The following is a 10,766-nucleotide window of genomic DNA, read 5'->3' on the forward strand; positions in this document are numbered from 1 at the left end:
ATGGCTCTCAAGTCGAAGTCCGACGCACGTTCGCGTCGTCACGCCCGTCTTCGCAAGAAGATCGTGGGCACCGAGGCGCGTCCGCGTCTCGTCGTGACCCGTTCCGCCCGCCACGTCTTCGTCCAGCTGGTCGACGACAGCAAGGGCTTCACCGTCGCATCGGCCTCCACCCTCGAGGCCGACCTGCGCACGTTCGATGGTGACAAGACCGCCAAGGCCCGCAAGGTCGGCGAGCTCGTCGCTGAGCGTGCGAAGGCTGCCGGCATCGAGACGGTCGTGTTCGACCGCGGCGGCAACCGCTACGCGGGCCGCGTCGCTGCGATCGCCGACGGCGCTCGCGAAGGAGGTCTGAACCTGTGACCGAGAACAAGGAGAACGAAGTGACCGCGACCGAGCAGCCCGCTGCGGCTGCGGCTACGGCCGAGGCGCCCGCCGAGCGCGAGCGCGAGCCGCGCCGCGGTGGCCGCGAGCGCAGCCAGACCCGCGACCGCAACTCGCGCGACCGCGGCGACAACCAGTTCCTGGAGCGCGTCGTCACGATCAACCGCGTGTCGAAGGTCGTCAAGGGCGGTCGTCGCTTCAGCTTCACGGCGCTCGTCGTCGTGGGTGACGGCAACGGTCTCGTCGGTGTCGGCTACGGCAAGGCGCGTGAGGTCCCCCTCGCCATCTCGAAGGGTGTCGAAGAGGCCAAGCGCAACTTCTTCCGCGTGCCGCGTGTCGCCTCCAGCATCCCGCACCCCGTCCAGGGTGAGGCTGCTGCCGGTGTCGTGCTGCTGCGTCCGGCCGCTGCCGGTACCGGTGTCATCGCCGGTGGTCCGGTCCGCGCCGTCCTCGAGTGCGCCGGCATCCACGATGTGCTGTCGAAGTCGCTGGGTTCGTCGAACACGATCAACATCGTGCACGCGACCGTCGCAGCGCTGAAGCAGCTCGAGGAGCCGCGCGCCGTCGCTGCGCGTCGTGGTCTCGACTTCGACCAGGTCGCCCCCGCGCGTCTGGTCCGTGCCGAGGCTGACGCCGCCAAGGCTGCAAAGGTGGGTGCATGATGGCTGCTCGTCTGAAGGTGACCCAGGTCAAGTCCAAGGTGAGCGAGAAGCAGAACCAGCGTGACACGCTGCGTTCGCTCGGTCTGAAGCGGATCAACGACTCCGTCGTTCGTCCCGATGACGCGCAGACGCGCGGGTACATCAAGACCGTCGCGCACCTCGTGAAGGTTGAGGAGATCGACTGATGGCTGAGAAGAAGGACGAGACGGTCGAGGCCGTCGAGCCCAAGGCCAAGAAGCCGGCAACCCGGAAGGCTGCGGCTGGGCCCGCTGCCGACAAGGCTGCCCCGAAGAAGGATGCGGCGCGCCCCGGCGTGCTGAAGGTCCACCACCTGCGTCCGGTCCCCGGTGCCAACGTCGCGAAGACCCGTGTCGGTCGCGGTGAGGGCTCGAAGGGTAAGACGTCGGGCCGCGGTACCAAGGGTACGAAGGCTCGTTACCAGGTCAAGGTGGGCTTCGAGGGTGGGCAGATGCCCCTCCACATGCGTACGCCGAAGCTGCGCGGGTTCAAGAACCCGTTCCGCGTCGAGTACCAGGTGGTCAACCTCGACAAGCTCGCGGAGCTGTACCCCAACGGTGGCGACGTCACCGTGACGGACCTCGTCGCCAAGGGCGCCGTGCGCAAGAACGAGAAGGTCAAGGTGCTCGGCACCGGCGACATCTCGGTCGCGCTGACGGTCTCCGTCGACAAGGTCTCGGGTTCGGCCGAGCAGAAGATCGTTGCCGCCGGCGGCTCGATCAAGTAATCACGTGCCAGGGGCCGGAGGATAACCTCCGGCCCCTGTTGCCGTATGTTGGAATGCGGCGAGCTCCGGCGCGCCCGGCATCCCACTGGAGGAAATCCCTTTGTTCAGCGCCATCGCGCGGGTCTTCCGCACTCCGGATCTCCGTCGGAAGATCGGTTTCACGCTCGGCATCATCGCCATCTACCGGTTCGGCGCGCACATCCCGGCTCCGTTCGTGGACTTCCCGAACGTGAAGACCTGCCTCGACCAGTCCGGGTCGACCGAGGGCCTGCTCTCGCTCGTGAACCTCTTCTCGGGCGGCGCGCTGCTGCAGCTGTCGATCTTCGCGCTCGGCGTCATGCCCTACATCACCGGCACGATCATCGTGCAGCTCCTCCGCGTGGTGATCCCGCACTTCGAGACCCTGTACAAGGAGGGCCAGGCCGGTCAGGCCAAGCTCACCCAGTACACCCGCTACCTGACGATCGCGCTGGCGCTGCTGCAGTCGACCACACTCGTCACCGTCGCCCGCTCGGGCCAGCTCTTCGGCATCACCGGCGTGGCCGAGTGCCAGCAGCTCCTCACCGACGAGGCCTGGTGGGCGCAGCTGCTCATGATCGTCACGCTGACCGCCGGCACCGGCCTCATCATGTGGATGGCCGAGCTCGTCACCGAGCGCGGCATCGGCAACGGCATGTCGCTCCTCATCTTCACCTCCATCGCGGCGACCTTCCCGTCGGCGCTGTGGAGCATCGCGGTCGCCCGCAGCTTCGAGATCTTCCTGCTGGTCCTGGCCGTCGGCATCGCGACCGTCGCCCTCGTCGTCTTCGTCGAGCAGTCGCAGCGCCGCATCCCGGTCCAGTACGCGAAGCGCATGGTCGGGCGCCGGACGCTCGGCGGCAGCAACACGTACATCCCGATCAAGGTCAACATGGCCGGCGTCGTGCCCGTCATCTTCGCCTCGTCGCTGCTGTACATCCCGGCCCTCATCGCGCAGTTCAACGCGAACCCCGCCGCCGACGGCAGCGTGCCGGGCTGGGTGTCGTGGATCCAGGCGAACTTCGTCAACGGCGACCACCCGCTCTACATGGCGGTGTACTTCCTGCTCATCATCGGCTTCACCTACTTCTACGTCGCGATCACGTTCAACCCGGTCGAGGTCGCCGACAACATGAAGAAGTACGGCGGGTTCATCCCCGGCATCCGTGCGGGACGTCCCACGGCGGAGTACCTCGACTACGTTCTCACCCGCATCACCCTGCCGGGTTCCATCTACCTGGGCCTCATCGCCCTGCTCCCGCTCCTGGCCCTCGCGACGGTGGGCGCCAACCAGAACTTCCCGTTCGGTGGCGCGTCGATCCTCATCATCGTCGGTGTCGGTCTCGAGACGGTGAAGCAGATCGACGCCCAGCTCCAGCAGCGCCACTACGAAGGACTCCTCCGATGACGCAGAATCCCGCCCGCCTCCTGATCATCGGCCCGCAGGGCTCGGGCAAGGGGACGCAGGGAGCCCGCATCGCCGAACGGCTCGGCATCCCCACCGTCTCGACCGGCGATGTCTTCCGCGCGAACGTCAAGGACGGCACCGACCTCGGGCTCAAGGTGAAGGCGATCATCGACGCCGGCGACCTCGTCCCCGACGAGCTGACGAGCGAGATCGTCCGCGACCGACTGTCGCAGCAGGATGCCGCGCACGGCTTCCTGCTCGACGGCTACCCGCGCAACCTGACCCAGGTCGGCCACCTCGACGGCTTCCTCGAGCAGCGGGGCGAACCGCTCACCGCGGTCATCGAGCTCTCGGTGCCGCGCGACGAGTCGATCGCCCGCCTCTCGCGTCGCGCGGCCGAGCAGGGCCGCGCCGACGACAACGAGGAGTCGATCGCGAAGCGCCTGTCGATCTACGAGTCCGAGACGGCGCCGATCCTCGACGTGTACCGCGAGCGCGGCATCGTCGACGAGATCGACGGCGTCGGGTCGCTCGACGAGATCACCGAGCGCATCACGGCGGCCCTCGCGGCACGCGGCATCACCGCCTGATGGTCTTCCGCCGCTCCATCTACAAGACGCCCGCGCAGCTGCGCGCGATGGTCGAACCGGGTCTCATCACCGCGGCGGCATTGGATGCCGTGCGTCCGGCGGTTGGCGCGGGTGTGACGACCGCGGAGCTCGATGCCATCGCCGAGCGCACGATCCTCGCCCGCGGGGCGGAATCGAACTTCCAGCTGGTGCGCGGCTACCACCACACGACGTGCATCTCGGTCAACCAGGAGGTCGTCCACGGCATCCCGGGTGATCGGGTCCTGCAGCCGGGCGACATCGTCTCGATCGACTGCGGCGCGCAGTTCGAGGGGTGGAACGGGGACTCGGCGATCACGATCGTCGTGCCCGACCCGGACCGTCCCGAGCTCGTCGAACGTCGTCAGCGGCTGTCGGACGTGACCGAGGGCTCGCTGTGGGCCGGCATCGCCGCGCTCGCCTCGGCCTCGCGCGTCGGCGAGATCGGCGACGCCGTGCAGTCCTACGTCGAGGGGTCGGGGGAGGGCTACGGCATCCTCCGCGATTACGTCGGACACGGGATCGGCCGCAAGATGCACGAGGGCCCGACGGTCTTCAACTACCGCGTCGCCGACCTCGGACCCGAGGTGCGGCCGGGGCTGTGCGTCGCGATCGAGCCCATGATCGTCGCGGGGGACGAGGCGACCCTCGTCGAGGACGACGACTGGACCGTCAGCACGGTCGACGGCCAGGACGGCTCCCATTGGGAACATAGCGTCGCGGTGCACGAGGGAGGTATCTGGGTGCTGACGGCCCCCGACGGCGGCGCCGCGGGACTCGCGGCCTTCGGCATCACCCCGACCCCCATCTCCTGAGGAGGACACGCACATGGCGACGGCCACGGGTAAGACCAACTGGTTCGCGATCTGGATCAGCGTCGCGGTGGTGGCGGTCCTGGTGGGTGTCGTCGCCGTTGTCGCTGTGCTGAACTCGCAGGCGTCGGGCCCCGGACCCGTCCCGCAGGCCAGCGGCATCAACCGCGAGACCGGTGCGATCACCTTCGGCGACGGGCCCGACACCGTCGCCACCTACGTGGACTTCATGTGCCCGTACTGCGGCCAGTTCGAGGAGACGGAGGGCAAGACGATCTCGGGCCTCGTCGACGACGGCAGCATCACCCTCGAGGTGCACCCGGTCACGATCCTCGACCGGCTCTCCCAGGGCACCGAGTACTCGAGCCGTGCGGCATCCGCCATGTACGCCGTCGCCGAAGCCGACCCCGACAACGCCTACGCCTTCTTCCGTGCGCTGTGGGACGAGCGGCCCCAGGAGCAGACGCCCGGCCTGACCGACGACGAGCTCATCCAGATCGCGAAGGATGCCGGCGTGAACGTGACCGCCGAGCTCGAGAAGTCGATCAAGGACCACGAGTACAAGAGCTTCGCCCAGTCGCAGGAGTTGCCGGAAGGCGCCACCGGGACCCCGACGCTCGTCGTGAACGACGAGGTCGTCCCGGTCACGTACGACCCGCAGGCCGACATCCTCTCGCGACTGTCCGCTCGCTGATCTCGAAGCGGCGCTCACTCGCCGAGTGGCGGGTCGCCTCCGAGATCACCGAGCGGCGCTCACTCGCCGAGTCACCACTCGGTTGCCCCGTCACCATCCGAATGCGCGCCGTCGGGTGGTGATTCGGCGTTTCGGCGGTGATTCGGGGTGGGGAACACGCCGAACCGGTAGAGCTTCGAGCGCAGACCGCCGGGGGAGCGGATGTCGGCGGTCGTCCAGCGGATGACGCGACGCCCGGTCAGCCCGCGGATCCAGTCCTCCCGCTCCTTCTCCGCTCGCAGGACATCCTCCAGGGCCCGCCCGTGCCGCATGGCGACGTCGCGGTACTTCACCTCGCCGTCGTACTCGCCCCACCCCGCGGCGTCATCGAGGCCGAAGTCGACGAAGTAGGGCCCCACCGACACCTGAAGCCTGATCCGCCGGAATCCCAGGTCGTGCAGGCGCAAGCGGCTCACACTTTCTCCCGCGGACTCCGAGCGCCCGTCGGCGAGCTCCAGGAGTTCGCGCGCCTGACGTACCCCGCGAGCGCCAGTGGTCAACCGTCGCGCGATCTCGGCGCGGAGATATTCGGCTGCATCGGCGTCGTAGAGTCGCTGCCGTGCGTCCCACGCGACCGCGCGGAGCGCGGCATCCGCTATCGCGATCGCGGTGTCGCGGGGCGTCGTCCGCAGCACGTCGGCGACGGTGCGTGCGGGCGCGGTGAGGACGAGGCCACCCGATGAGACCACGTCGACGTCGGGTACGGCGCATCGATGGCGGGACACATACGGTGTCCCTCGCGAGACCGCCCCGTTGTGCTGCGTGCCGGAGACGTGCACATGCGTCGGCGGGGCGCCCCAGAGAGGCAGTCCGTGCAGCAGCGCAGCGGTCAGGTGGGAGTAGACGACGCCGCCGCGCCGGCGCTGCTCATAGGCCGCCACCTGCAGGAGATGGCGTTCGGCGGGCCACGCCGCATCCCACGTCTCCGATGCGACGAACGTGCCCCGCGCCAGCTTTCGGAGATCTCCGTGGCTCAGCGTCGCGATGTCGCGATGCGGAACAGCCGTCGGGGGACGTCCGCGGCATCCATCGGGCTGTGCAGGAAGCCATGGGCGCGTCGAATCACCATCGGTGCGTCGAATCACCAGCGAGATGCGCGCCATCGGATGGTGAGTCGGCACGTGGATGGTGACTCGGCGAAGAACAATCGCGGGCTGAGCGCGCGGAGGCGACACGCCGAGTGGCGGGTCGCTCCGATATCACGTACACTAAATCTTTGGTGCGTTGCGCCTGTTTCGGCGTGTCACCACAATCCCCACTCACCGCAGACCGACCGGTCTGCCAACTGTAAGCGAGCGTATGGCGAAGAAAGACGGTGTCATCGAGATCGAGGGTGTGATCTCCGAGGCTCTGCCGAACGCGATGTTCCGCGTCGAGCTGAGCAACGGTCACAAGGTCCTGGCCACGATCTCCGGAAAGATGCGGCAGAACTACATCCGCATCATCCCCGAAGACCGTGTCGTCGTGGAGCTCTCGCCTTACGACCTCACGCGCGGTCGCATCGTCTACCGCTACCGCTGAGACCGGTCGAGAAGTAACGCCCCGCACACCCGTGTGCGTCGGCGAAGACAGCGAATCAGGAAAATCATGAAGGTCAACCCCTCCGTCAAGCCCATCTGCGACCACTGCAAGGTCATCCGCCGCCACGGTCGCGTCATGGTCATCTGCAAGTCGAACCCGCGTCACAAGCAGCGCCAGGGCTGATGGGATGCCGCGCCCCGGCGCGGCCTCGCAGGCTCACAACTGAACACATCTCGGCAGGATCAGAACCCGCTCTGCGGGGGACACCTCGGGTCGGAGGCCCGGGCACCGATCCTGCTCCACACCTCCACTTACTCCTAGGAGACATCGCATGGCACGTCTTGCCGGCGTTGACATCCCGCGCGACAAGCGCGTGGTGATCGCCCTCACCTACATCTACGGCATCGGCCGTACCCGCTCCGTCGAGATCCTCAGCTCGACCGGCATCGACGAGTCGATCCGCGTCAAGGACCTCACCGACGAGCAGCTGGTCGCCCTCCGCGACCACATCGAAGGCACCTACAAGGTGGAGGGTGACCTGCGCCGCGAGGTCGCCGCAGACATCCGCCGCAAGGTCGAGATCGGCTCGTACGAGGGTATCCGCCACCGTCGCGGCCTGCCCGTGCGCGGCCAGCGCACGAAGACCAACGCGCGTACCCGCAAGGGTCCCAAGCGCACCGTCGCCGGCAAGAAGAAGGCGCGCTAAAGCGCGGCCGCCACAGGTTTAGGAGAACACTCACATGGCACAGGCCAAGTCCGCTGCGCGCAAGCCGCGCCGCAAGGAGAAGAAGAACATCGCGCTGGGCCAGGCCCACATCAAGTCGACGTTCAACAACACGATCGTTTCGATCACCGACCCCTCGGGTGCGGTCATCAGCTGGGCCTCCTCGGGTGGCGTCGGCTTCAAGGGCTCGCGCAAGTCGACCCCGTACGCCGCCGGCATGGCCGCCGAGTCCGCTGCGCGTCAGGCGCAGGAGCACGGCGTCAAGAAGGTCGACGTCTTCGTCAAGGGGCCCGGCTCGGGCCGCGAGACCGCGATCCGTTCGCTGACCGCCGCCGGCCTCGAGGTCGGTTCGATCCAGGACGTCACGCCTCAGGCCCACAACGGCTGCCGCCCCCCGAAGCGCCGCCGCGTCTGATCCTCGACGGATGCCGGGGGTGCGACGTGCGTCGCGCCCCGGCATCCCGGTCACAACTCAACACTTCACCAACTGCACGTGTCATATAGCGGTCACGTGACTGAAAGGAACACATAGTGCTCATTGCACAGCGTCCCACTCTGACCGAGGAGAAGGTCGGCGACTTCCGCAGCCGATTCGTCATCGAGCCCCTCGAGCCGGGCTTCGGCTACACGATCGGCAACGCGCTGCGTCGCAGCCTGCTGTCGTCGATCCCGGGTGCCGCGGTCACCAGCATCCGCATCGACGGCGTGCTGCACGAGTTCAGCACCGTCCCGGGTGTCAAGGAGGATGTCACCGAGATCATCCTCAACATCAAGCAGCTGGTGGTCTCCAGCGAGCGCGACGAGCCCATCACCGCGTACCTGCGCAAGACGGGCGCCGGCGAGGTCACGGCCGCCGACATCTCCGCTCCGGCGGGTGTCGAGGTCCACAACCCCGACCTGGTCATCGCGACGCTCAACGACTCGGCGAAGTTCGAGCTCGAGCTGACGATCGAGCGCGGCCGCGGCTACGTTTCGGCCACGCAGAACCGCAACGAGTACGCCGAGGCCGGTCAGATCCCGATCGACTCGATCTACTCGCCCGTCCTCAAGGTCAGCTACCGCGTCGACGCCACCCGTGCCGGTGAGCGCACCGACTTCGACAAGCTCGTCCTGGACGTCGAGACCAAGTCGTCGATCAGCCCCCGCGACGCCGTCGCGTCGGCCGGTCGCACGCTGGTCGAGCTGTTCGGTCTCGCCCGCGAGCTGAACGTCGAGGCCGAGGGCATCGAGATCGGCCCCGCGCCGGTCGCCGAGGTCCTGACCAACGAGCTCTCGATGCCGATCGAGGACCTCGACCTGTCGGTCCGCTCGTACAACTGCCTCAAGCGCGAGGGCATCAACACGGTGTCCGAGCTCGTCGCCCTCTCGGAGACGCAGCTCATGAACATCCGCAACTTCGGTCAGAAGTCGGTCGACGAGGTCAAGGACAAGCTCGTCTCGCTCGGCCTGTCGCTGAAGGACTCGGTCCCCGGGTTCGACGGTGCGCACTTCTACGGCGGCTACGACGACGAGACCGTCTGAGCGGACTCCGGTTCGTCCCGGTCCACTGACTGAATTTCTTTCCAGGAGTAATTGACATGCCCAAGCCCACGAAGGGTGCCCGCCTCGGTGGCGGCCCCGCCCACGAGCGTCTTCTGCTTGCGAACCTCGCTGCCGCGCTGTTCACGCACAAGTCGATCACCACGACCGAGACCAAGGCCAAGCGCCTGCGTCCGTTCGCCGAGCGCCTGGTGACGTTCGCCAAGCGCGGCGACCTGCACGCTCGCCGTCGCGTCCTGTCGGTCATCGGCGACAAGTCCGTCGTGCACGAGCTCTTCGCCGAGATCGCGCCGCTGGTCGCCGAGCGTGAGGGCGGCTACACCCGCATCACGAAGGTCGGCAACCGGAAGGGCGACAACGCGCCCATGGCCGTGATCGAGCTCGTCCTCGAGCCCGTCACCCCGAAGGCGAAGTCGTCGAAGAAGGCTGCTCCGGCCGCCGCTGCGCCGGCTGCCGAGGAGCCCGCTGCCGAGGAGACCGAGGTCGAGACGCCCGCTGAGGACGCCGCCGACGCCGGTGCCGAGTCGCCCGAGGAGGGCGCTGCTGCCGAAGCCACCGCCGAGGACGCCGTCGCGTCCGACGACGAGAAGGCCGACGAGGCCAAGTAAGGCTCCCTCCCCGGAGGGAATCCGAGGGCCCGCCCCCGTTTCGGGGCGGGCCCTTTCTCGTACCCGCGCGGGGGCTTGGGGCCGCCGCCTCCCCGGCCACATCATGTGCTCGCAACGACATCACACGCTGTGCACGGTCCAGAACGTGTGCCCTCGTCCGGAGCACATGATGTGGACGCAGAGGCGGCGTCGCTCGGCGGGCGGCGGCTCGGCGGGCGTGTGGGCGGGGGAGCGGTCCTGAGAGGGTCAGCGCGCGGCGTCGAAGGTCTGGGCGACGGCCCACTGGGCGAGCTCGACGCGGTAGCGCAGCTGCGCGCGGCTGTTCTCGACACCGTCGATCGCGTCGGCCACGGCGTCGGCGTAGCGCTGTCCGCCGCGGGCGCCGGGGTGGATGCCGTCGCCCGCCAGCAGGTCTTCATGACCGCTGATCGCCGCCGACCAGTCCGCGATCGCGACCCCGGGGGTGTGCTGCGCGAAGGACTCGAGCTCCTCGTTGACGCCCGGGATCCAGTCGCGGGGCGCGTGGGCGGTCACGAGCACGAGCGTGCGGTGAGGGCCGACATCCTTCTTCAGGCGCGCGAGGTCGTCGGGGTCCACCGGTCCGTTCGTGCCGAGACCCACGACGACGTAGTCGCGCAGCTGTGCGCGGGCGGCGAGGCGGTCGACGATCGCGACGCCGGCCCCCATCGAGCGGGACACCTTCGCGTCGACCTGGGCGCCCGGCATCCGGTCGAGGAGGCCGCCGGCGGACGCGAGCATCACCGAGTCGCCGACGAGGGTCACGCGCGCTCCGGCGACGCGGACGGAGGCGGGCGGTGCGGGGCGGCCGTCCGGCGGGGTGCAGAGTCCCTCGTCGTCGCTGAGGTGCGCGGACGGGCACTCCGGACGCAGCACGGCGTCGTCGCTGCGGAGGGCGGCGCCGGGCAGCGTCGCGTGATCCGAGCGGGAGGATGCCGCGTCGAGCGCCGCGCGTCCGTCGCGGACGGCCGCTTCGCTCGAGGCCATCG

15 protein-coding genes and 1 pseudogene are annotated in these 10,766 nt (G+C 68.5%); 14 read left to right on the forward strand and 2 right to left on the reverse strand.

Annotation, left to right across the window (positions count from 1 at the left end; translation table 11 throughout):
• The 8 genes from rplR (at nucleotide 1) to NH287_RS06600 (ending at nucleotide 5,328) form a co-directional block, all read left to right on the forward strand.
• The gene (gene rplR, locus NH287_RS06565) at nucleotides 1-360 is read left to right on the forward strand and encodes a 50S ribosomal protein L18 (RefSeq protein ID WP_064003321.1); all 360 of its coding nucleotides are present in this window, start codon (nucleotides 1-3) and stop codon (nucleotides 358-360) included.
• Nucleotides 357-1,043, forward strand: coding sequence for a 30S ribosomal protein S5 (gene rpsE / locus NH287_RS06570; RefSeq protein ID WP_064003320.1), 687 nt, complete (start codon nucleotides 357-359; stop codon nucleotides 1,041-1,043). Before rplR ends, rpsE begins: the two co-directional genes overlap by 4 nt.
• Complete coding sequence (gene rpmD, locus NH287_RS06575; RefSeq protein WP_020098644.1) at nucleotides 1,043-1,228, forward strand: 50S ribosomal protein L30; 186 nt, start codon at nucleotides 1,043-1,045, stop codon at nucleotides 1,226-1,228. The genes rpsE and rpmD overlap by 1 nt, the downstream gene beginning before the upstream one ends.
• On the forward strand, nucleotides 1,228-1,788 hold the full coding sequence (gene rplO, locus NH287_RS06580; RefSeq protein WP_082886191.1) for a 50S ribosomal protein L15: 561 nt from the start codon (nucleotides 1,228-1,230) through the stop codon (nucleotides 1,786-1,788). Before rpmD ends, rplO begins: the two co-directional genes overlap by 1 nt.
• Nucleotides 1,789-1,888: 100 nt before the next feature.
• A complete protein-coding gene (secY, locus tag NH287_RS06585; RefSeq protein ID WP_064003319.1) occupies nucleotides 1,889-3,214 on the forward strand; it encodes a preprotein translocase subunit SecY in 1,326 nt (441 codons plus the stop codon).
• On the forward strand, nucleotides 3,211-3,804 hold the full coding sequence (locus tag NH287_RS06590; protein WP_217528396.1) for an adenylate kinase: 594 nt from the start codon (nucleotides 3,211-3,213) through the stop codon (nucleotides 3,802-3,804). The genes secY and NH287_RS06590 overlap by 4 nt, the downstream gene beginning before the upstream one ends.
• Nucleotides 3,804-4,637: a type I methionyl aminopeptidase gene (map, locus tag NH287_RS06595; protein WP_253034944.1), complete on the forward strand. Its 834-nt coding sequence runs from the start codon at nucleotides 3,804-3,806 to the stop codon at nucleotides 4,635-4,637. The genes NH287_RS06590 and map overlap by 1 nt, the downstream gene beginning before the upstream one ends.
• Nucleotides 4,638-4,650: 13 nt before the next feature.
• On the forward strand, nucleotides 4,651-5,328 hold the full coding sequence (locus tag NH287_RS06600) for a thioredoxin domain-containing protein (RefSeq protein ID WP_253034945.1): 678 nt from the start codon (nucleotides 4,651-4,653) through the stop codon (nucleotides 5,326-5,328).
• 71 nt (nucleotides 5,329-5,399) lie between these two features.
• On the opposite strand, the gene NH287_RS06605 is transcribed toward NH287_RS06600, so the two are convergent.
• The gene (locus tag NH287_RS06605) at nucleotides 5,400-6,248 is read right to left on the reverse strand and encodes a hypothetical protein (RefSeq protein ID WP_253034946.1); all 849 of its coding nucleotides are present in this window, start codon (nucleotides 6,246-6,248) and stop codon (nucleotides 5,400-5,402) included.
• Between the two features lie 418 nt (nucleotides 6,249-6,666).
• Here NH287_RS06605 and infA point away from each other — a divergent pair, with 418 nt between their 5' ends.
• From infA to rplQ, 6 genes are all read left to right on the forward strand, one after another.
• Entirely contained in the window at nucleotides 6,667-6,888 is a 222-nt protein-coding gene (gene infA, locus NH287_RS06610; protein ID WP_017201569.1) for a translation initiation factor IF-1, read from the forward strand.
• A 66-nt stretch (nucleotides 6,889-6,954) separates the two neighbouring features.
• A complete protein-coding gene (gene rpmJ / locus NH287_RS06615) occupies nucleotides 6,955-7,071 on the forward strand; it encodes a 50S ribosomal protein L36 (protein ID WP_005050492.1) in 117 nt (38 codons plus the stop codon).
• Between the two features lie 148 nt (nucleotides 7,072-7,219).
• Complete coding sequence (rpsM, locus tag NH287_RS06620) at nucleotides 7,220-7,594, forward strand: 30S ribosomal protein S13 (protein ID WP_251581832.1); 375 nt, start codon at nucleotides 7,220-7,222, stop codon at nucleotides 7,592-7,594.
• A 34-nt stretch (nucleotides 7,595-7,628) separates the two neighbouring features.
• On the forward strand, nucleotides 7,629-8,027 hold the full coding sequence (rpsK, locus tag NH287_RS06625) for a 30S ribosomal protein S11 (protein ID WP_018171470.1): 399 nt from the start codon (nucleotides 7,629-7,631) through the stop codon (nucleotides 8,025-8,027).
• Nucleotides 8,028-8,143: 116 nt separating this feature from the next.
• Complete coding sequence (locus NH287_RS06630; protein WP_217528388.1) at nucleotides 8,144-9,133, forward strand: DNA-directed RNA polymerase subunit alpha; 990 nt, start codon at nucleotides 8,144-8,146, stop codon at nucleotides 9,131-9,133.
• 56 nt (nucleotides 9,134-9,189) lie between these two features.
• Entirely contained in the window at nucleotides 9,190-9,759 is a 570-nt protein-coding gene (gene rplQ / locus NH287_RS06635) for a 50S ribosomal protein L17 (protein WP_253034947.1), read from the forward strand.
• Between the two features lie 246 nt (nucleotides 9,760-10,005).
• Here rplQ and NH287_RS06640 read toward each other — a convergent pair.
• Nucleotides 10,006-10,766: pseudogene (locus NH287_RS06640) on the reverse strand (acetyltransferase); the annotation flags it as partial.

It is taken from the genome of Microbacterium sp. CnD16-F (assembly GCF_024124465.1).
Taxonomy (GTDB): Bacteria; Actinomycetota; Actinomycetes; order Actinomycetales; family Microbacteriaceae; genus Microbacterium; species Microbacterium gawkjiense.